Genomic DNA, 19,432 nt, shown 5'->3' with positions numbered 1-19,432 from the left:
GGTAAAAACGTACGCAGCGGCCAGCGGTTCCGAAATCGCGCTTGTCGGATGGAGAAGCTGGTGTCATGCTTTGGCAATACAGTCATAGGTGGGAGCATGGCATGGTATTCAAGGCTTTGTTGGCGGCGGGAGCCGCGTTGATGGTGGCGCAATCGGCGATGGCGGCGGACGTCCCGCTGATCGAACGGGCCAAGCTGTTCGGCAATCCGACCAAGGTCGGTGGACAGCTGTCGCCCGATGGCAAGTGGATCAGTTTCATCGCGCCGCGCGACGGGGTGCTGAACGTCTGGGTCGCGCCGATCGCCACCCCCGATCAGGCCAAGCCGCTGACCGCCGAGAAGACCCGGCCGATCCGCCAAAGCTTCTGGTCGCCGGATTCCAAGTCGATTCTGTTCGTCAACGACAAGGGCGGCGACGAGAATTTCCTGCTCTACGGCGTCAACGTCGCGACCGGCGAGCAAAAGGCGCTGACCCCGTTCGAGAAGACCCGGGTTCAGATCGTCGGCACCAGCGAGACGATCAAGGACCGTATCCTGGTCGGCGTCAACAATCGCGACCCGCGCTGGCATGACGTGTACGAACTGAACCTGACCACCGGCGCGCTGACCAAGGTGATGCAGAATGACGGCTATGCCGGGTTCCTCGCCGACGATCAGTTGAAGCTGCGCATGGCAGCCAAGGCGCGGCCCGATGGCGGCTCCGACTATTACCGCGTCAACGGCACCAATGTGGAGGCGACGCCGGTCGTGCAGTTCGGGCTGGACGATTCGTTGACCACCTCGCCGCTGGGCTTCACGGTTGATGGCAAGACGCTCTACTGGATGGACAGCCGGGGCCGGAACACCGCCGCGCTGATGGCGCAGGACATGGGCAGCGGCAAGATGGCCGTGATCGGCGAAAGCCCCAAGGCCGATGTCGGCGGCGGTCTGTTCAACCCCAAGACCGGCCGGGTCGAGGCCTATTCGGTCAATTACCTGAAGCGCGACTATGTGCCGGTCGGCGATGCGGTGAAGGCCGATCTCGCCTTTCTGAAGGCACAGAACAAGGGCGAATTCGCGATCGGGTCGCGCACCGATGCCGATGACAAATGGCTCGTCACTTTCGATCCGGTGACCGCGCCGGCCTCGACCTGGCTATACGACCGCAAGGCGAAGAAGCTGACCCAGCTTTACGTCAGCCGCCCCGAACTGGCCGATGCGCCGCTGGTGCCGATGGAGGCGGTGGAAATCCCCGCGCGCGACGGGCTGACGCTGGTGTCGTACCTGACCAAGCCCAAGGGCGTGACCGGGCCGGTGCCGATGGTGTTGTTCGTCCATGGCGGACCCTGGGCGCGCGACGGCTATGGCTTTAACGGCTATCATCAGTGGCTCGCCAATCGCGGCTATGCGGTGCTGTCGGTCAATTATCGCGGCTCGACCGGCTTTGGGAAGAATTTCATCTCGGCGGGCGACCTGCAATGGGGCCGCAAGATGCATGACGACCTGATCGACGCGGTCGACTGGGCGGTCAAACAGGGCGTCACCACCCCCGACAAGGTGGCGATCATGGGCGGCTCTTATGGCGGCTATGCGACGCTGGCGGGCCTGACCTTCACGCCGGAGAAATTCGCGTGCGGCGTCGATATCGTCGGGCCGTCGAACCTGTTCACGCTTCTGAAGACGATCCCGCCCTATTGGGAAGCGGGCAAGCAACAATTCTACAAGCGGATGGGCGACCCGACGACCGAAGAGGGGCGCGCCCTTCTCAAGGAACGCTCACCGCTGACCTTTGTCGACCAGATCAAGAAGCCGCTGCTGATCGGGCAGGGCGCCAACGACCCGCGCGTCAACGTCGCGGAGAGTGACCAGATCGTGGCGGCGATGGCGACGAAGAACATCCCCGTCACCTATGTCCTGTTCCCCGACGAGGGCCATGGCTTCGCGCGGCCGGCCAACAACATCGCCTTCAACGCGGTGGCCGAGAATTTCCTCGCCCCTTGCCTGGGCGGTCGCGCCGAGCCGATCGGCGACACGCTCAAGGCCTCGACCGCGCAGGTGAAGCATGGCGCGGAGTTCGTGACCGGGTTGAAGTAGGGAGAAGAGCCCCCGGCCAAAGGCCGGGGTGCTCCGCAGCCTGGGCCAGGGCAAGCCGCCCGCAAGTCCGGCCTTCGCGAAAACCTTACCACTTCGCCGAAGGCCGGGATGGTATGGACGCGGGCAGTGTTGGCGAAGCTCCGGTATTCCTGACTGGTCTCTTTCCGGTACCGCCATTGAACTTCGCCTCCGTTCCGCCGACATGGGGGCGACATGCCGCCACTCGACCCCACCGCCGGTGCGCCTGACCGGCCGCTGATCCCGACGCTTCGCCGCTTCCTCCCCTATCTCTGGCCCGCCGGAGCGCCCGCCCTGCGCGCGCGGATCGTGGCGGCGATGCTGCTCGTCATCCTGTCCAAGCTCCTGCAGGTGCTGGGCGCGGCCTATACGCTGAAATATGCGATCGACCGGATGGCGGGCGGGGATCGCGGCGCGGTGATGCTGATCGTGCTGCTGGTCATCGGCTATGCGGCGGCGCGGTTCGGCACGACGCTGTTCGACAATCTGCGCAATGCGGTGTTCGAGATCGTCGGGCAGGACGCGACCCGGCGGCTGTCGGCCGATGTCTTTCGCCATCTCCACCGCCTGTCGCTGCGCTTCCATCTGGAGCGCCGCACCGGCGCGGTGACCAAGGTCGTCGAACGGGGGACCAAGAGCATCGATACAATGCTCTATTTTCTCCTCTTCAACATCGCGCCTACGGTGCTGGAACTGGGGCTGGTGCTGGCGATCTTCGGGCGCAGTTTCGGGCCGGTGCTGGTCGTCACCACCCTGGCGATGGTCGTCCTCTACATCGGCTTCACCCGCAAGGTGACCGACTGGCGCAATGCGCTGCGCAATCGGATGAACGATCTCGACACCGGCGCGGTGGCGCATGCGGTCGACTCGCTGCTGAATTTCGAGACGGTCAAATATTTCAATGCCGAGGAGCGCGAGGCGCAGCGCTACGAAAACGGCGTCGCCGCCTATGCCCGCGCGGCGACCAAGTCGGAAAATTCGCTCGCCTGGCTGAATGTCGGGCAGGCCGCGATCACCAGCCTGATGCTCGGTTTCGCCATGGCCTGGGTCGTGCGCGAATGGAGCCGGGGGGCGGCCTCGCCGGGCGATGTGGTGTTCGTCTCGACCCTGTTGTCGCAGCTCTTCCGCCCGCTCGATCTGCTCGGCATGGTCTATCGCACCATCCGCCAGGGGGTGATCGACATGGGCGCGATGTTCGACCTGATCGACACGCCCGCCGAAGTGGTCGACGCGCCCCATGCCTTGCCGCTGGCGGTGCGGGGCGGGCATGTCCGCTTCGACCATGTCGTCTTCGGCTACGAGCCGGATCGGGCAATCCTGAAGGGCCTGACGCTCGACATTCCGGCGGGCACGACCTGTGCGGTGGTGGGGCCGTCCGGCGCGGGCAAGTCGACGCTCGCGCGGCTGCTTTACCGGTTCTACGATGTCACCGAGGGCGCGATCACCATCGATGGGCAGCGGGTGTCAGACGTGACGCAGGATAGTTTGCGTGCGGCGATCGGGATCGTGCCGCAGGACACGGTGCTGTTCAACGATACGATCGGCTACAACATCGCTTATGGTCGTGAAGGCGCGGACCAGTCGGACGTCGAGCGCGCGGCCAAGGGCGCGGCGATCGCGGACTTCATCGAGCGCCAGCCGCAGGGCTATGCCACCCGCGTCGGCGAGCGTGGCCTGAAGCTGTCGGGTGGCGAGAAGCAGCGGGTGGCGATCGCCCGCACCTTGCTGAAGGATCCGCCCATCCTGATCCTCGACGAGGCGACCAGCGCGCTCGACAGCCGGACCGAGGCGGATATCCTCGCGACGCTCCAGGCGATCGAGCGCGGGCGCACCACGCTGGTCATCGCGCACCGCCTGTCGACCATCGCCCATGCCGATCAGATCGTGGTGCTCGATGGCGGCCATGTGGTCGAGCGGGGTACGCATGGCGAATTGCTGGCCAAGGGCGGGCTCTATGCCGAAATGTGGGCGCGCCAGGCCGCCGAGGTCGAGCAGGCGGAAGAGGATGCGGTGCTGGCGTGAATGTTGATCCTCCCCGGCACGGGGAGGAAAAGAGATTATTTACGCTCCAGCATCAGCGCCGCCGTCGCCTTGGCGCTGCCGACCACGCCCGGAATTCCCGCGCCCGGATGCGTACCGGCGCCGACGAAATACAGGTTCGGGATCGAATCGTCGCGGTTGTGCACCCGGAAATAGGCGCTCTGCGTCAGGATCGGCTCGAGTGAGAAGGCCGAGCCCATATGCGCGTTGAGGTCGGTGGCGAAGTCCGATGGCGCATAATGGAATTTGGTCACGATCCGATCATGGATGTCGGGGATCAGGCGGCGGCCGACCTCGTCGAGGATGCGCTTTTCCAGGATCGGCCCGACTTCGTCCCAGTTCATCGGGAACTTGCCCATGTGCGGCACCGGGGCCAGCGCATAGAAGGTCGAATGGCCTTCGGGCGCCAAGCTAGGGTCGGTGACGGTCGGGTGGTGGAGGTAGAGCGAGAAGTCCTCCGACAGCACCCCGGTGTCGTAGATGTCTGTCAGCAGGCCCTTATAGCGCGGCCCGAACAGGATCATGTGGTGCGGGATGCCCGGCCACGCGCCCTTGATGCCGAAATGGACGACGAACAGCGACGGCGAATAGCGCTTGCGCTCCAGCCGGTTGACCGTCCGCCGGGCCGAGCGATTGTCGGCCAGCAGATCGCGGTAGCTGTGCATGATATCGGCATTGGTCGCGACCGCATCCACCTGGATCGTCAGGCCGCTCTTCGTCACCACGCCGGTCGCGCGGTCGCCCAAAGTCTCGATCCGCGCGACGGGATCACCCAGACGCAGCACGCCGCCGATCCGCTCGAACTGCGCGACCATGCCGGCGACCAGCCTATTGGTACCGCCGCGCGCGAACCAGACGCCGCCATCGCGCTCCAGCTTGTGGATCAGCGCATAGATGGCGCTGGTCGTCATCGGATTGCCGCCGACCAGCAGCGTGTGGAAGGACAGGGCCTCGCGCAGCTTCTCCGACTTCACGAATTTCGAGACCATGGCATAGACCGAATTCCATGCCTGGTACTTCGCCAGCGCAGGCGCGGCCTTCACCATCGAGGCGAAGTCGAGAAAGGCGACATGGCCCAGCTTCTCATAGCCTTCGCGGTAGACCCCGGCGGCATAGTCGAGGAACCGGCCATAGCCCGCGATATCGTCGGGGTTCAGCTTGGCGATCTCGGAGCGGAGCTGGGTGTCGTCGTTGCTGTAATCGAAATTGGTGCCGTCGACCCAATTGAGCCGGTAGAAGGGGCTGACCGGATCGAGTTTGACGTCCTCCGACATGCTGCGCCCGGTCAGCGCCCAGAGTTCCTCCAGACAGGCCGGGTCGGTGATGACGGTGGGGCCGGCATCGAAGGTGAAGCCGTCGCGCTCCCAATAATAAGCCCGGCCGCCGGGCTTGTCCCGCGCCTCGACGATGGTGGTCTGCACGCCCGCCGATTGCAGGCGAATGGCGAGCGCCAGGCCGCCAAAGCCCGACCCGATGACGACCGCGCTCTTCACGCGCGACCCCCCGTCTGGCTTCTCAGCGCGGCGATGGCGCGCAGGATCGGCACCGGCGGCCGTCCGGTCAAAATTCGTGCCTTGTCGGCCATGGTCGATTGCCCCGCATAGAATCGCCCGATCAGGTCGGGCGCAAGTCGATAGAAACGCTCGAGCACGCGGTATCGCTCATCGGGCTCGGCGGCCTTGAACAACATCGTGTCGAGCATACGATAAAAGCCGCGCGCATCCCAGGCGGCGCGGGCCATGCGATAGGTCGCGTCGTGCAGGTCGGCGCCGGCGAAGTCGGTCCGTTCGGCCAGCATCGCGGCCAGACGGATCGCATCGGGCAGCGAATAGCCGGTGGTGGGATGGAATAGCCCGGCGCGCATTCCGGCCTTGGGCGTCTTTGCCCCGCCGCTGCGCCAATAGGCGTCGAAATCGCCGCCCATCGCCACCGGCAGGACGCCGGCTTCCTCGCGCACCACCTCCGCCGTCAGCCAGTCGCGCGCCTCGGCATAGCGCTCGATCCGCTGAACGATGGCGCGGCGATTCAGCTCGGACGAGGTGGAGTAATAAGTGTCCTCGACGAAGATCCGATCCTCGGCGAAGGGCAGGACATAGACGAAGCGATAGCCGTCGATCTGCTTGACGGTGGCGTCCATCACCACCGGCCGGGTGCAGCCATGCGGGCGCGACAGGCGCAATTCCTGGCCGACGAATTTCTGCCACCCGCACGACAAAGCGGACAGGTCGCCCGCGCCGCGCGCGTCGATCACGCCCTTGGCCTCCACCCGGTCGCCATCGGCGAAGACGGCGGCAGTGGCCGACACCGCCAGCACCTTGCGCCCCAGGATCAGCGCCTGCGGCGGCAGGGCGCGGCGCACCTCGGTATCGAGGCGGTGGCTTTCGATCGAATAATAGGTCTGGTCGAGCGTGCGCGAATGGGCGGGGAAGGCGACGTCATATTGCCGCCAGCCATGCGCGACCAGCCGCTCGACGATCCAGCGATCGCGCTTGGCCACGTCGCTGCCGAAAAAGGACCAGACGTGATTGCCCCCGATCGTCTCGCCCGCGTCGATCAGACGCAGGTCGAGCGAGGGGTGTCGTGCCTTGAGCGCCAGGGCGATCAGGCCACCGGCCAGCCCCGCACCAACAATCGCGACATCGCAGGAAATCGTGGCTGCCATCGCCCTATCGCTACCGCAAAGCGACTGTCACGCAAAGGCCCGGCGGTGCGTCATGCGAGCACCGCCGTATCGGGCGCCTCTCCGGTCGCAAAGCCGCCGACGATCTTCCAGGCCGCCAGATCGACGATCGCCAGCCGATTGTTGTCGAGCGCGGCATAGAGCGTCGTGCCCCCCGCCGGCAGGTTCAGCCCCGGCGCAGCGGCGGGCAGCGCGAGCCGTGCTTCCTCGGCGAGTGTGGCGGCGGCGTGGCGGGTCAGGCTCTTGTCCCCTTGGTTCGACACGATCAGCCGGCCATCGGGCTGCACGATCACCCGCACCGCCTCGCCGCGCAAGCGGGTGCGGGCACGGGGCTGAAGCGTCGTGGCGTCGAGGGCGTGAAGGATGCCGGCCGGGCGATCCACCACATAGAGCGTCCGCTCGTCGGGGCTGAGCGCGAGTCCCTCGGGCGCTTGGCCGATATGTTGCTTGACGGGGGCGAAGCTCGCATCGTCGGGGTTCACCATGATGACCATGCCGCTCATCGTGTCGGCGATATAGGCGCGAGCCCCGTCGCGGCGGACGACGAAATAATGGCTGCGCGCGCCGCCGACGGGAATCATCCGGTCCGGCGTCTCGGCGGCGGCCGGCTGGTCGAAGCGGGCGAGCAGGCTGTCCGTCTCAGACAGCGCATAGAGGCGGCCTTGCGCATCCATCCGCATCCCGTGCCAGCGGCGATGTGGCGCCAGATCGATGGTGCGCGCCAGCCGCCGCTCGGCGAGGTCGATCACCCAGAGCTGATGGCCGCCCTCACCGGCGGCCTGCCAGCCCTTCACGCCATACCCCCCGACATAGGCGTAGCGCCCCGTGGGGTCGGCGACCATCTCATGCGGCTGGACGCCCAGCGGCACGGTGCCCAACCGACGACCATCGCCGACATCGTAAAAGGCGACGCGCCCTTCGCCCTTCTCGACCAGCGCGAGCGTACCCCGGGTCGATGGCGCGGCTTGCGCCCGGCGCCAAGCCATGGGCAGCGTGGCCGCGATTCCCAGGGCGGCCAGACCCCATAGACCCTGGCGACGATCGATCAGCGACATGGGGGGCTTCTTTCCGAACGATGGGGGGATCGTAGGGTCAGACGCGGGCCGGGAGGATCGGTTCCGCCGCCGCCGTGATGACGATTCGCGTTCGTTACCTGCAAGGGGAGGGGGTATTCGAGCTTTGGTCTGTCCCCGGCAGACCAGGATTGTGCCGGGGACACAATCTCGCTCGAGCACGAAGCTGGTGGAGGGGGGCGATCGCGATTACGGGCTGTCCTAATTGCCGGCGCCCCCCTTCCGTCAGCGCTCTGCGCTGCCACCTCCCCTTGCAGGGGAGGAAAGCCCCCCTTTCGGCGGAGCCAAGCGCCTCTCGATGCGTCTTTTCGAGGCGAATGAGGCCTGCCGCATGTTGCGGTGAAACGGCCCATTGAATAGGTGAGCCGCATGATCCGTCCCCTGAACGAAAGCGTCGCCGTCGCCCCCCAGATCCGTCCCGAGGACGTCGCGGCGATCAAGGCAGCGGGCTATACCGCCATCGTCAACAACCGTCCCGATGGCGAGGAGCCGAACCAGCCGACGGGCGATTCGATTCGCGCCGCAGCCGAGGATCATGGGCTGGCCTATACCGCGATCCCGGTGACGCCGGGCGGGTTCAGCCACGAGATGGTCGATCAGATGACCCAGGCGCTGACCGAGGCCAAGGGGCCGGTCCTGGCCTATTGCCGCTCGGGCACGCGCAGCTGCAATTTATGGGCACTGGCGGCGGCCAAGGCCGGGCGCAACCCGACGCTGATCGTGATGCAGGCCGAGGGTGCGGGCTATGACCTGTCCGGCCTGCGCCCGACGCTGGACGCGCTCGCGGGCGCGCAGGGATGACTCTGCCCCTGGCCGGGACCATGTCGGGCTGGGCGCTGGCGGGCGGAGCGGCGGGAACGCTGCTGAGCGGCGCCGGGATCGGCCTGCTGCTCCGGCGGCGGCGCGATCGCCGGGTCGGCTCGCCTGAAGAGGTGGCGGCGGCGGCCGAAGCAGCGCTGAGCGGTTTCATCGTATCGGGCGCGGTGGTCGGCGCGGACGGGCAGGGCGCGCTGGCGGTGGCGACCGATGGCCGGGTCGCGGCGATCAAACGGCAAGGGCGCATGCTCGCGGTGCGTGAAATCCCCTGGACCCGGGTGCGCTCGACCGCCGAGGGTATCATTGCCGAGGTCGAGGGGCGCTTCGGTTCGGTCACGCTGGCCGGAGTGGATGTGCTGGATATCCGGCGGCTCAAGGCCTGACCCCATGTTCCTCCCCTTTAAGGGGAGGATAGATGCCCTACCGCGCGCGCAGTTCGCGTTCCCCCTCGAACATATAATCCCGCGTCACCGGCACCGACATGCGCCCGCGCGTCAACTGCACCTGGTAGTTGCAAAGCCCGCCATTGCGGAACGCCGCGCCCGCACCCGCCAGATAGAATAGCCACATGCGATAGAAGCGCTCGTCATACAGCTCGACGATCCGCTCCTTCGCCGCCACCGTCCGCGCATACCATTCGTCGAGCGTCCAGCCATAATGGCAGCGCAGCACCTCGACATCGGTCAGGAACATACGCAGCCCCTCCTGCGCGCGGACGATCTCCGACAGGGCCGGATTGTAGCCGCCGGGGAAGATGTACTTGGTCGTCCAGTCGTCGGTCACGCCCGGACCGCCCAGCCGCCCGATCGTGTGGAGCAGCATCACGCCATCCTCGGTCAGCAGGTCGCGGCACTTGCGAAAGAAGGTGCGATATTGCGGCGGGCCGACATGCTCGAACATCCCGACCGAGACGATGCGGTCGAACTTCCCCTCGACCCGGCGATAGTCGATCAGCTCGAACTTCACCTTGTCCGCGACGCCCAGCGCCTCGGCACGCTGGCGCGCCACCTTCAGCTGTTCCTCGGACAAGGTGACGCCCAGCACCTCGGCGCCGCACATCTGATGCAGATAGAGCGCCATCCCGCCCCAGCCGCAACCGATGTCGAGCACCTTCATCCCCGGCTGGATCGCCAGCTTGGCGGCGATATGCGCCTTTTTATCGCGTTGCGCCCGCTCCAGATCGTTCTGGGGATCGGTATAATAGGCGCAGCTATACTGCTTGTCGGTGTCGAGGAAGAGTTCGTACAGCGTGCCCGACAGGTCGTAATGGTGGGCGACATTCTTTTTCGAGCGGCGCTCCATGTTGATCCGGTCGATGCGATGCTTCACCGCGCCGCCCGCGCGGACCAGCCAGGACGGATTGAGCCGGTCTGCTCCCGCTTCCCATTTGTCATTGGCGGTCAGCAGTTCGACCAGGTCGCGGACATCGCCCTTCTCGACGACCAGGCGGCCGTCCATAAAGCACTCGCCCGCCGCCAGCGCGGGGTTGCGGACGATCTGCCCGGCGACGCGGGCGTCCGTGAAGCGGATTGCGACATCCGGGTAACCAGGTTCGGGTGAGCCGAACTCGCGGACGGTGCCGTCATGATGGGTGAGGGACAGGCGGCCCTTGCGGACCGCGCGCGACAGAAAGAGATCGATCAGCGCCATATGGCACCGCCTAGTGCCTTAAATCCCGGCGTACCAGTCATAATCGACATGGTCTTCCCAGTATCCGCCCTTGCCCAAACCTATGTTGGACAAACTGTCGACCGCATCGATCCGCATCACATATTTGGCGTGCTTGTATCCCAGTTGCCGCTCGACCCGCAGCCGCAACGGTGCGCCATGCCCGACATCCAGCATCCGGCCGTTCATGCCCCAGGCGAGGATCGTCTGCGGATGGAAGGCGTCGATCAGGTCGAGCGATTCATAATAGGGCTGGCCCCCGTATAGGTCGGCGCAGGTGAAGACAACATAGCGCGCGCGGTCGCTGATGTTCGCGGCCTTCAGCACATTGCCCAGCATCGGCCCCATCCACTCGCCGATCGCGCTCCACCCCTCGACACAGTCATGCCGGGTGATCTGGCGACGCGCCGGAAATTCGCCGATCTGGCGTAGTGAGAGCGACAATGGCGTGCCGACCAGCCCGCCGACCTTCAGCCGCCAATCGGCAAAGCGGTTTTCCACCAGCGCCCGATATTCCGGCGTCCCCGGATCGCGGGTGCCGTTGGTGCGGAAATAGGGCGACATCTGGTCACGGCGATATTCGGGGGCCAGCGCCCCGCGATCCATCAGCGCACGCTGCAAGCCCTTCTGCATATCCTCACCCGCGAAGAGGATCTTCCGTGCGGTGGGCTGCTGGATGACCTTGTCGCAGCCTGCGAGGAGCAGCCCCGCACCGCCGGTCAGAATGGTACGACGCCGGATCATTCGGGAACCCTCCAGCGGCCGGTAATCATCGACCGCACCTCATTGCCCGCGCCCGCCAGGATGACGAGCGCGAGATGGACGATGGTAAACAGCGCCAACAGGCTCGCGGTGATGAAATGGATCGAGCGCGCCGATTGCCGTCCGCCCAATATCTCCAGCACCCAGGGCCAGGCCGCATTCATCCCCGGCGACAGCGCGATCCCGGTCAGGATGGCAAGCGGCAGGGCGACGAACAGCACCAGCGCATAGCTGAACTTCTGGAAGAGGTTGTAGGCGCGCGGGTCCCTTTCGTCGTGAAAGCGGAACGCCAGATGCCGCTTGAAATCGACCCATAGCGCATGCGGGCGCAGCTCATGCCCCCGGATGCGCAGGTCACGCTGGAAATGCCGCGTGAGCAGCCCGCCGACCATATAGGCCAGCAGCCCGAAGCCCAGCACCAGCGCGAAGAAGAGATGCCAGCGGCGCGAGATCGCCAGATTGTAATGGGCGGGAATGGTCAGCCAACTGGGAAAACGCGGCAGAGTCGCCCAGGCGGGATCGAAATTCGCCCCATAGCGCCCCCAATAAAGCCGGGGATGTGCGTTGGAGATGCCCAGCCCCGATCCCAGCAGGATCAGCACCGCCACCGCATTGACCCAGTGCCACAGCCGCGTCACCAAGCCATGACGGCGGATGACGCGCGGCCCATCGGCTCTTTGCGGATCGGGCGGCGTTTGGGCTTCCATCACTATCTCTCCGACGGGGCAATCATGACTCAGGACTGGCATTTCTACGAACCCGTCAACGGCCATGGCCTGGCACATGATCCGCTGAACGCGATCGTCGCCCCGCGCCCGATCGGCTGGATCGGCAGCCGGTCGAGCGCGGGCGTCAACAATCTGGCACCATACAGCTTTTTCAACCTGTTCAACTACCGCCCGCCGCTGATCGGCTTTTCGTCGCAAGGGTGGAAGGACTCGGTTGCCAACATCGCCGAGACGCAGGTCTTCACCTGGAATCTGGCGACCATGGCGCTGGCCGAGCCGATGAACGCCAGCGCCGCGATGGTCGGCGCCGAGGTGGACGAATTCGCGCTCGCCGGGCTGGCGGTGGAGGAAGGGCGGGTGGTCGCGGCACCGCGCGTGGCGGCCAGCCCGGTCTCGTTCGAATGCCGCCTGACCCAGCTCATCCGGCTGGAAACCAAGGAAGGGCGGGAGCTCGACCAGTGGCTGGTGATCGGCGAGGCGGTGGGCATCCATATCGCCACCGCAATGATCGAGAACGGCATCTATCAGACGGCACGCGCGCGTCCGATCCTGCGCGGCGGCGGGCCGGTCGATTATTTCGAAGTGACCGAAGGCGCGCGGTTCGAGATGCGGCGGCCGGACTGAGGGCGGGCGCGCCGCCGGCCGCGCGCCGTATCCCCGTGACATATCACCAAAATCCGGTACGTTCGGCGGCGATCGATCGGGGGGATGGCGATGGCGGATGTGGTCGAGCACCAGGGCGATGCGCCCGTGACGTTGTTGCAGGGGCGGTTCAGCAGCCAGCTGCGCCTCTATTTCCTGGCCTATTGGACGGCGGTGGTCATGCTGTCCGTGATCGGGATCATGCTTCTGCCCGTCTGGCTGGTGATCGGCCCGCCCTGGATCCGCCGTTACCACGCGGCGTTGCGCTGCGACCTGACGGAGCGCAGCGTGGTGATCGGCAAGGGGCTGATCTTCCGTCGCGAGTTGACGATCCCGCTGGACAAGATCCAGGACATCTCGATCCGCGAGGGGCCACTGCTCAAGAGGTTCGGTCTTTTGCAGCTGCGCGTGGAAACCGCCGGGCAAAGCCAGTCGGCGTCGGGAAAGTCCGATGCCGACCTGGTCGGCCTGGTCGATGCCCGCGCGGTGCGGGACCGCATCCTCGAACAGCGCGACCGACTGGCGATGGCCGACGGTTCGGGCACCGTACCGTCATCGGACCGACAGGTGCTGGTCGACATTCGCGATAGCCTGTTGCGGCTGGAGCAGGCGATCGCCGGACGCGTGACCGGTTCGCCCGCACCGCGCGATCCGCAATAGTCCAAGGGGGGGAATGAGGATGTTGGTGCCGATGGCCTTGCCGCCACAGATTGCGGTTCGGTCCGATGGCCCCGCCATCGCCCTCAGCGAGGCCGAACGGATGACGCCGGCGGCATTGGCCGACGTACTGCTGGCATCCGGCCATCCGCCGATCGTCGAGGCCGATGTCGGCCCGGAGGGCATGATGCCGCCCGCGCCGCCAGGCGTTCCCGTCGTCAACGCGATTCGGCTGTACACGGCCGCGACCCCTGCGGATCATCCGGGCTTTTGCGAAAAGACGCGGATCGATGTATCGCTGGCGCCGCGCATGCGTCGGGGCGATGCGGTCCCCGCCGCTCCCGCCGATGCCGTCACCACGACGAAACTGTACCGCTGGGCGCGGCCGGCGAAGGATGGCACAGGATGTGAAGCGCCGGCGTGGAGCTTTTTCCGGCGTGATGACGTCTTGGGCGACCGCAGCTTCAGCGTCGTCCGCCGTTTTGCAACGCTCCGGCCCGCCCGGCTTCGCAAGCTGCGGATCACCATCGACGATCGCCTTACCCGCAACCTGGCGGACATGGTCAAGGCATATCCGCAGGACTTTCCCGGCATATCGAAAGATCGCCTGACCCCGATCACGGATGGCCGGGTCGCGCTGGCGCGGTTTCCGATCTCGTCCATCCGCTACGTCGCTCCCTATAACGCGAGCTGGCCCAACGATCTTCTGGACAAGGCCGACCTTCAGGATGCGGCAGGGCGCGAGTTTGATGCGGTCATGGTCGGAACCGGTGGCGAATGGCATGCCGGGATCGTGTTCGATGGCGACCAGATCGTCACGATCCGCTTTGTCCGGGCTATACCTCCGCCATCCTGAACCACCTCACACGATATAGCCCCGCCAGAAGAACACCAGCGTGGTGACGCTGGTGAGCAACAAGGTCCACACCCGGATCAGGCCGGCGGGCAGCTTGCGGCCGATGATCGCCCCGCTCCATCCGCCGACGATCCCGCCCAGCAGCATCGGCACGCATTGTGCCCAGGCGACCATGCCGGTGACGACGAAGACCAAGGTCGCCGCCGCATTGGCGGTGGCCAGCATCAGCGTACGGGGGGCGGCGAGCTGCGCCGGATTGCGTCCCGACAGCAATCCCCAGGCGGCGGTCAGCATCATGCCGATGCCGCCGCCGAAATAGCCGCCATAGATGCCCAGCACCGCCTGCGCGCCCATCAATGCGCGCGGGCCCGGTCGGGCAATCCGCGCCAGCCAGTCCGAGGCATGGCGTCCCCCCGCAATCGCCAGCGTCGCGGTCAGCAACAGCCATGGCACGATCAGGTCGAAAGCGCGCGGCGGCGTCAGGAACAACAGGATGCTGCCCAGCAGCGCGAAGACGAAGGTCAGCGCCGCCATGCGCCGCATCGACACGCCCATCACCGGCTCCAGGCCATGGCGATAGGCCCAGACGCTGGCCATCGCGGCGGGCTGAAGCGCGACATTGGAGGTCGCATTGGCGATGGTGGAAGGCAGCCCCAGCGCGATCAGCGTCGGCATGGTCGAGAAACTGCCCCCGCCCGCCAGCGCATTCATCGCACCCCCGACAAAACCTCCGGCGGCCGCCAGTGCGAGAAAGGTCCAGTCGATCATCGGGCGGGGTAACGCATGGTGCGGGGCACAAGTGCCTCACCGGCGGCCGTGGTTCAAGCGGGATGCCACATTCCTCCCCGGCACGGGGAGGGGGACCATGCGCAGCATGGTGGAGGGGGATCGCCGCTAAAGGACGTCTCTTGGGGAAGCCCCCCTCCGTCAGGCCTTGGGCCTGCCACCTCCCCGTCCCGGGGAGGATCAGGTCACCCCAGCGCCGCGAACTTTTCTTCCGCCTCGCGGTCGAGCTGCGCGCGGCTCTTCTTCTCGGCGGCGGTCTTGAGCTGGCCACAGGCGGCGTCGATGTCGCGCCCGCGCGGAGTGCGGACGGGGGCGGAGATGCCGCCCTCGAACACGATGTCGGAGAACCGGCGGATGCGCTCTGGATCCGAACATTCATAGGCCGCGCCCGGCCAGGGATTGAACGGGATCAGGTTCACCTTGGCGGGCAGCTTATAGTGGCGCAGCAGGCGGACGAGTTCGTGCGCATCGGCGTCCGAGTCGTTCTTGTCCTTGAGCATCACATATTCGAAGGTGATACGCCGCGCGTTGTTCGCCCCCGGATAATCGGCACAGGCCTGAAGCAGTTCCTCGATGCCGTATTTCTTGTTGAGCGGCACGATCTCGTCGCGCACGTCCTTGGTCACCGCGTGGAGCGAGACGGCCAAGTTGACGCCAATCTCCTCTCCCGCACGCGCCATCATCGGCACCACGCCGCTGGTCGACAGCGTGATGCGACGCTTGGACAGGGCCAGCCCGTCGCCGTCCATCACCAGCTTCAAGGCATCGCGCACCGCGTCGAAATTATAGAGCGGCTCGCCCATGCCCATCATGACGATGTTGGTCAGCATGCGGCCCTCGGGCTGGCTGGGCCATTCGCCGAGCGAGTCGCGCGCCAGCATGACCTGTCCCACGATCTCGCCCGCGGTCAGGTTACGGACCAGGCGCATCGTGCCGGTGTGGCAGAAGCGGCAGTTGAGCGTGCAGCCGACCTGGCTCGACACGCACAGGGTGCCCCGATCGGCGTCGGGGATGAACACCATCTCGTAATCCTGCCCGTCGGGCGAGCGGAGCAGCCATTTGCGGGTGCCGTCGCTCGACACCTGCGCCTCGACCACCTCGGGACGGCCGATGACGAAGCGTTCCTCCAGCCAGGGATGCTGCGCCTTGGCGATATCGGTCATGTCGGCAAAGCGCACCGCGCCGCGATTGTAGAGCCAGTGCCAGATCTGCTTGGAGCGCAGCTTGGCCTGCTTCAATTCCATGCCCGCCGACAGCAGCGCCTCGCGCAACTGGTCCTTGGTCAGGCCGATCAGGTCGACGCGACCATCCGGGCGCGGTTGCACGCCGCGCGGCACGGGCACGGGATCGATGTGCCCGGGGATGGGCATGGGGGCGGCCGAAACTGTCTGCATCGCGCGGCCATAGCGCAAAATCGTGTCCATTTCCACTGGCACGCTGGGGATGGCGGTCAGCCGGGATTCCCTGCCACACAGGCCAGCGTCGCCGCGTCGATCGCCGCAGCCGCACCGGCCAGCGCATAGGTGTCGGCAAAGGGGCGGTGGCGGGTGTCGACCGCCGACACGCTCATGCTGCGCCCCGATCGCATCGCCATGACCAGCGCATGGTCGGTAGCCCCATCGGGCGCCCAGATGTCGCGGTCGGTCCCGATCAGCGGGAAGCGGCGCTCGCCGATCGCCAGCGTCACCGGCGCGGCGCGGTCGCGCGGCGCGCTTAGATGCAGGTGAAAGGAGGCGCGCAGCCGCTTGGCGGGCCAGGTGCCCACGGTCGCGAAACCGCCCGGTCGGCCATTGGCGAGCACGGGCTGGGCGATGGCATAGCAGCGGTCGGGATCGCGAAACGCGCCCCAGCTCTTGTAGACGCCGATCGTCTGCCGCGCGGCGGCGGGCACCGCCAGCAGCGCGACCGCCAGCACCAGCGCTCGCCCGCTCACGCCGCCGCCGCGCCCATGCCGCGATGGAGGAGCGACTCGATGCCGTCCGCGATCATCACGATCGACCCTTGCGGCAGGCGCTCGGCCACCGGCACGCCGCAATGGGGATCGTCCGACAGGCCCAGCATCAGCCCGCGCAGCACCCGGCTGGACAGGCCATGCATCAGGATCAGCCGGTCGCCTTCGTGGTCGTGCGTCTCCGCCAGCCAGGCCTTCAGGCGCGCCGCCATCGCCGGATAGGTCTCACCATCGGGCGCGCCCACCGCCATGCCATGCGGGTGCACCACCGGCCCATGGCGTGTGGCGAGATCGGCGAGCGTCTCCCCGCCCCAACTGCCAAAGCCCAGCTCGATCAGCCGCCGGTCCTGCCGCGTCCCATGCCAGTCCAGGCTCAGATGCTCGGCGATCACCGCCAGGGTCTGAAGCGCGCGGCCGGTGGGGGAGGACCAGAGTGTCAGCACGGGCGACTCGCCCAGCCGATCGCGCAACGCCGTGCCGATCGCCTCCGCCTGGGCAAAGCCACGCCGGGTCAGCGGCGTATGAAGATCGGCCTGATCGCCCTGGATTCGTCCGATCCGGTTGAACACCGTCTCGCCATGCCGGGCGATAAAATCGCGCCCCTTTCGCGGAGGCAAAGCTTTGGCGGCTGGCGGCATGGGTCCATCCCTGTCGCGGCTGTTGCGCAGATGCAACGCTTTTTCCTGTTTAGCTGAGGTTCATGCAACGCACGGAGTTCCGCGCCATTTAAGCCGGGACCGCCACTGTAATGGCGGCCTGTACAGTAACGGAGTAGTTTATGCGTAAGCTCATGCTCGCCGCCCTGGCGACCTCGGCCGCTCTGGCCGCCGCGGCCCCCGCCGCCGCCCAGACGACCACAGGCCAGCCCTTTACGGGTTTCCGCGTCGAAGGCCTGATCGGCTATGACAGCCTCAACGACCGTCAGGGCAAGGACAACAGCTCGAGCGACGGCGTGCTTTACGGCGCCGGCATCGGTTATGACATCCCCGCCGGCCCGGTGATCCTCGGTGCGGAAGGTGAAATCACCGGCTCCAGCTCGGACACGCGCAGCAACAACGTTACCGTCCCCGGCGATCAGTTCCGTCTGGGTGCGGGCCGTGATCTCTATGCCGGTGCGCGCGTCGGCTATATGATCTCGCCGGTCGCGCTGGGCTATGTGAAGGCCGGTTACACCAACGCCAAGTTCGATGCGCGCTATACCAATGCGGGCGTCACCAACGTCAATTCGCAGGAAGTCGGTGGCTATCGCCTGGGCGCTGGCCTCGAATATGCGATCAGCCCCAACACCTTCGTGAAGGGCGAATATCGCTACTCGCATTATGACGAGCTGGACGGCGTCGGCATCAACCCGAATCGCCACCAGTTGCTGGCCGGACTGGGTCTGCGCTTCTGATCGGTACGGGTTTTCCACATTAACGGTGGTTTTACCCCAATGTTGCAGGGGTCGGAGCCTTGCTCCGGCCCCTTTTTCGCGGGTAGGAACCAAGGCCATTTATCACTTTCGGACTCGGGGACCATGCGGTCGTCGGCGGGGGATCAGGAAATGAAGGCGACGATCGAACGCGCAACGCTGCTCAAGGGTTTGAGCCATGTCCAGTCGGTGGTGGAACGGCGGAACACGATTCCGATCCTCTCCAACGTGCTGCTGGAGGCGACGGCCGAGGGCCAGCTTCGCATGATGGCGACCGACCTGGACCTCCAGATCAACGACAGCGTGGCGGCGGCGGTCGACCAGCCGGGTTCGACCACCGTGTCGGCGCACACGCTGTTCGACATCGCGCGCAAGCTGCCCGAGGGCGCGCAGGTGCAGCTGACCGCTGCCGAGGGGCGCATGACCATCGTGGCGGGCCGCGCGCGCTTCTCGCTCGGCACGCTGCCGCGCGACGACTTCCCGGTCATCGCCGAGGGCGAACTGCCGACCCAGTTCGAGCTGCCGGTGGAACTGCTCAAGCAGATCATCGACAAGACGCGCTTCGCCATCTCGACCGAAGAGACGCGCTATTATCTGAACGGCATCTTCCTGCACGTCGCCGAGGATAATGGCGCACCGGTGCTGAAGGCCGCCGCGACCGACGGCCACCGTCTGGCCCGCGTCACCATCGAGCGTCCCAACGGCGCCGAGGGGATGCCCGACGTGATCGTGCCGCGGAAGTGCGTCGCCGAACTGCGCAAGCTGCTCGACGAGGTGGACGGCTCGGTCGGCGTGTCGCTGTCGGGGACCAAGATCCGCTTTGACCTGGGCCAGGCGATCCTGACCTCCAAGCTGATCGACGGTACCTTCCCGGACTATAGCCGCGTCATCCCGACCGCGAACGATAAGATCCTGAAGCTGGATCCCAAGGCGTTCATGCAGGGCGTCGACCGCGTCTCGACCATCGCGACGGAGAAGACGCGTGCGGTGAAGATGGCGCTGGACCGTGACCGGATCACCCTGTCGGTCACCAGCCCCGAAAACGGCACCGCGTCGGAAGAGGTGCCGGGCGAATACACCTCGCTGCCCTTCGAGATCGGCTTCAACAGCCGCTATCTGCTCGACATTCTCGGCCAGATCGACAGTGACCTGGTTGAAGTGCATCTGGCCGACGCCGCCGCACCGACGCTGATCCGCGAGAATGACAAGGCGCCGGCGCTCTACGTGCTCATGCCGATGCGGGTGTGACCAATCTTTCCTCCCCTGCAAGGG

At 66.2% G+C, this 19,432-nt stretch carries 19 protein-coding genes; 9 read left to right on the top strand and 10 right to left on the bottom strand.

From position 1 onward, the window contains the following. Positions 1 to 101: 101 nt before the first annotated feature. Together SP6_RS12720 and SP6_RS12715 are read left to right on the top strand one after the other, a co-directional pair. Positions 102 to 2,072 (top strand): S9 family peptidase, encoded by a 1,971-nt coding sequence (locus SP6_RS12720; protein ID WP_042469153.1) that lies wholly within the window; start codon positions 102 to 104, stop codon positions 2,070 to 2,072. Between the two features lie 213 nt (positions 2,073 to 2,285). Further along, positions 2,286 to 4,112 carry an ABCB family ABC transporter ATP-binding protein/permease gene (locus SP6_RS12715; protein WP_007405505.1) on the top strand — a complete coding sequence of 609 codons (1,827 nt, stop codon included), beginning with the start codon at positions 2,286 to 2,288 and terminating at the stop codon, positions 4,110 to 4,112. Between the two features lie 35 nt (positions 4,113 to 4,147). Here the strand turns inward: SP6_RS12715 and SP6_RS12710 are convergent, their stop codons facing one another. The 3 genes from SP6_RS12710 to SP6_RS12700 are packed head-to-tail and all read right to left on the bottom strand — an operon-like array spanning position 4,148 to position 7,865. Beyond that, a complete protein-coding gene (locus SP6_RS12710; protein ID WP_007405540.1) occupies positions 4,148 to 5,623 on the bottom strand; it encodes a phytoene desaturase in 1,476 nt (491 codons plus the stop codon). Further along, positions 5,620 to 6,792, bottom strand: coding sequence for a lycopene beta-cyclase CrtY (gene crtY, locus SP6_RS12705; RefSeq protein WP_007405555.1), 1,173 nt, complete (start codon positions 6,790 to 6,792; stop codon positions 5,620 to 5,622). Before crtY ends, SP6_RS12710 begins: the two co-directional genes overlap by 4 nt. A 50-nt stretch (positions 6,793 to 6,842) precedes the next feature. Then, positions 6,843 to 7,865 (bottom strand): YncE family protein, encoded by a 1,023-nt coding sequence (locus SP6_RS12700; protein WP_007405500.1) that lies wholly within the window; start codon positions 7,863 to 7,865, stop codon positions 6,843 to 6,845. A 387-nt stretch (positions 7,866 to 8,252) separates the two neighbouring features. Here SP6_RS12700 and SP6_RS12695 point away from each other — a divergent pair, with 387 nt between their 5' ends. Together SP6_RS12695 and SP6_RS12690 are read left to right on the top strand one after the other, a co-directional pair. Further along, positions 8,253 to 8,684 carry a protein tyrosine phosphatase family protein gene (locus SP6_RS12695; RefSeq protein WP_007405549.1) on the top strand — a complete coding sequence of 144 codons (432 nt, stop codon included), beginning with the start codon at positions 8,253 to 8,255 and terminating at the stop codon, positions 8,682 to 8,684. Continuing rightward, positions 8,681 to 9,082: an LPXTG cell wall anchor domain-containing protein gene (locus SP6_RS12690; protein ID WP_113667857.1), complete on the top strand. Its 402-nt coding sequence runs from the start codon at positions 8,681 to 8,683 to the stop codon at positions 9,080 to 9,082. The genes SP6_RS12695 and SP6_RS12690 overlap by 4 nt, the downstream gene beginning before the upstream one ends. A gap of 37 nt (positions 9,083 to 9,119) precedes the next feature. Here SP6_RS12690 and SP6_RS12685 read toward each other — a convergent pair whose 3' ends face one another. Genes SP6_RS12685 through SP6_RS12675 form a run of 3 tightly spaced genes read right to left on the bottom strand, consistent with a single transcriptional unit; the run spans position 9,120 to position 11,836 of the window. Next, positions 9,120 to 10,349, bottom strand: coding sequence for an SAM-dependent methyltransferase (locus tag SP6_RS12685; RefSeq protein ID WP_007405499.1), 1,230 nt, complete (start codon positions 10,347 to 10,349; stop codon positions 9,120 to 9,122). Positions 10,350 to 10,367: 18 nt separating this feature from the next. Further along, positions 10,368 to 11,111 (bottom strand): molybdopterin-dependent oxidoreductase, encoded by a 744-nt coding sequence (locus SP6_RS12680; RefSeq protein ID WP_007405514.1) that lies wholly within the window; start codon positions 11,109 to 11,111, stop codon positions 10,368 to 10,370. Further along, positions 11,108 to 11,836 (bottom strand): cytochrome b/b6 domain-containing protein, encoded by a 729-nt coding sequence (locus SP6_RS12675; RefSeq protein ID WP_042469151.1) that lies wholly within the window; start codon positions 11,834 to 11,836, stop codon positions 11,108 to 11,110. The genes SP6_RS12680 and SP6_RS12675 overlap by 4 nt, the downstream gene beginning before the upstream one ends. A 24-nt stretch (positions 11,837 to 11,860) precedes the next feature. Between SP6_RS12675 and SP6_RS12670 the strand changes: the two genes are divergently transcribed. The 3 genes from SP6_RS12670 to SP6_RS12660 all read left to right on the top strand — a co-directional run bounded on the left by SP6_RS12670 (position 11,861) and on the right by SP6_RS12660 (position 14,012). Next, positions 11,861 to 12,481, top strand: coding sequence for a flavin reductase family protein (locus tag SP6_RS12670; protein ID WP_007405613.1), 621 nt, complete (start codon positions 11,861 to 11,863; stop codon positions 12,479 to 12,481). Positions 12,482 to 12,565: 84 nt separating this feature from the next. Continuing rightward, entirely contained in the window at positions 12,566 to 13,159 is a 594-nt protein-coding gene (locus SP6_RS12665) for a PH domain-containing protein (protein ID WP_007405617.1), read from the top strand. Between the two features lie 19 nt (positions 13,160 to 13,178). After that, positions 13,179 to 14,012, top strand: coding sequence for a hypothetical protein (locus tag SP6_RS12660; RefSeq protein WP_007405573.1), 834 nt, complete (start codon positions 13,179 to 13,181; stop codon positions 14,010 to 14,012). Positions 14,013 to 14,018: 6 nt separating this feature from the next. Here SP6_RS12660 and SP6_RS12655 read toward each other — a convergent pair whose 3' ends face one another. The 4 genes from SP6_RS12655 to SP6_RS12640 all read right to left on the bottom strand — a co-directional run bounded on the left by SP6_RS12655 (position 14,019) and on the right by SP6_RS12640 (position 17,387). Continuing rightward, positions 14,019 to 14,780 carry a sulfite exporter TauE/SafE family protein gene (locus tag SP6_RS12655; protein ID WP_007405592.1) on the bottom strand — a complete coding sequence of 254 codons (762 nt, stop codon included), beginning with the start codon at positions 14,778 to 14,780 and terminating at the stop codon, positions 14,019 to 14,021. A 203-nt stretch (positions 14,781 to 14,983) separates the two neighbouring features. Continuing rightward, entirely contained in the window at positions 14,984 to 16,192 is a 1,209-nt protein-coding gene (gene rlmN / locus SP6_RS12650) for a dual-specificity RNA methyltransferase RlmN (RefSeq protein ID WP_037568990.1), read from the bottom strand. 56 nt (positions 16,193 to 16,248) lie between these two features. Continuing rightward, positions 16,249 to 16,731, bottom strand: a complete 483-nt coding sequence (locus SP6_RS12645; protein ID WP_037568967.1) for a hypothetical protein — start codon at positions 16,729 to 16,731, stop codon at positions 16,249 to 16,251. Continuing rightward, entirely contained in the window at positions 16,728 to 17,387 is a 660-nt protein-coding gene (locus SP6_RS12640) for a histidine phosphatase family protein (protein WP_007405578.1), read from the bottom strand. Before SP6_RS12640 ends, SP6_RS12645 begins: the two co-directional genes overlap by 4 nt. A gap of 140 nt (positions 17,388 to 17,527) precedes the next feature. Here SP6_RS12640 and SP6_RS12635 point away from each other — a divergent pair, with 140 nt between their 5' ends. Next, positions 17,528 to 18,142 carry an outer membrane protein gene (locus tag SP6_RS12635; protein WP_037568966.1) on the top strand — a complete coding sequence of 205 codons (615 nt, stop codon included), beginning with the start codon at positions 17,528 to 17,530 and terminating at the stop codon, positions 18,140 to 18,142. A 150-nt stretch (positions 18,143 to 18,292) separates the two neighbouring features. Beyond that, positions 18,293 to 19,408: a DNA polymerase III subunit beta gene (dnaN, locus tag SP6_RS12630; RefSeq protein WP_037568989.1), complete on the top strand. Its 1,116-nt coding sequence runs from the start codon at positions 18,293 to 18,295 to the stop codon at positions 19,406 to 19,408. Positions 19,409 to 19,432: the final 24 nt, after the last annotated feature.

It is taken from the genome of Sphingomonas paucimobilis NBRC 13935, assembly GCF_000739895.2.
In the GTDB taxonomy this organism is placed as follows: domain Bacteria; phylum Pseudomonadota; class Alphaproteobacteria; order Sphingomonadales; family Sphingomonadaceae; genus Sphingomonas; species Sphingomonas paucimobilis.
The sequence above is the reverse complement of the archived record's forward strand: the minus strand, read 5'-3'. Positions and strand labels throughout refer to the sequence as shown.

Coding starts and splice junctions, on each gene's coding strand:
- SP6_RS12690 (WP_113667857.1), top strand. CDS start 8,681: ATGACTCTGCCCCTGGCCGGGACCATGTCGGGCTGGGCGCTGGCGGGC.
- SP6_RS12655 (WP_007405592.1), bottom strand. CDS start 14,780: ATGATCGACTGGACCTTTCTCGCACTGGCGGCCGCCGGAGGTTTTGTC.
- SP6_RS12680 (WP_007405514.1), bottom strand. CDS start 11,111: ATGATCCGGCGTCGTACCATTCTGACCGGCGGTGCGGGGCTGCTCCTC.
- rlmN (WP_037568990.1), bottom strand. CDS start 16,192: ATGCAGACAGTTTCGGCCGCCCCCATGCCCATCCCCGGGCACATCGAT.
- SP6_RS12685 (WP_007405499.1), bottom strand. CDS start 10,349: ATGGCGCTGATCGATCTCTTTCTGTCGCGCGCGGTCCGCAAGGGCCGC.
- SP6_RS12665 (WP_007405617.1), top strand. CDS start 12,566: ATGGCGATGGCGGATGTGGTCGAGCACCAGGGCGATGCGCCCGTGACG.
- SP6_RS12700 (WP_007405500.1), bottom strand. CDS start 7,865: ATGTCGCTGATCGATCGTCGCCAGGGTCTATGGGGTCTGGCCGCCCTG.
- SP6_RS12670 (WP_007405613.1), top strand. CDS start 11,861: ATGACTCAGGACTGGCATTTCTACGAACCCGTCAACGGCCATGGCCTG.
- SP6_RS12660 (WP_007405573.1), top strand. CDS start 13,179: ATGTTGGTGCCGATGGCCTTGCCGCCACAGATTGCGGTTCGGTCCGAT.
- SP6_RS12640 (WP_007405578.1), bottom strand. CDS start 17,387: ATGCCGCCAGCCGCCAAAGCTTTGCCTCCGCGAAAGGGGCGCGATTTT.
- SP6_RS12715 (WP_007405505.1), top strand. CDS start 2,286: ATGCCGCCACTCGACCCCACCGCCGGTGCGCCTGACCGGCCGCTGATC.
- SP6_RS12635 (WP_037568966.1), top strand. CDS start 17,528: ATGCGTAAGCTCATGCTCGCCGCCCTGGCGACCTCGGCCGCTCTGGCC.
- SP6_RS12720 (WP_042469153.1), top strand. CDS start 102: ATGGTATTCAAGGCTTTGTTGGCGGCGGGAGCCGCGTTGATGGTGGCG.
- crtY (WP_007405555.1), bottom strand. CDS start 6,792: ATGGCAGCCACGATTTCCTGCGATGTCGCGATTGTTGGTGCGGGGCTG.
- SP6_RS12695 (WP_007405549.1), top strand. CDS start 8,253: ATGATCCGTCCCCTGAACGAAAGCGTCGCCGTCGCCCCCCAGATCCGT.
- dnaN (WP_037568989.1), top strand. CDS start 18,293: ATGAAGGCGACGATCGAACGCGCAACGCTGCTCAAGGGTTTGAGCCAT.
- SP6_RS12675 (WP_042469151.1), bottom strand. CDS start 11,836: ATGGAAGCCCAAACGCCGCCCGATCCGCAAAGAGCCGATGGGCCGCGC.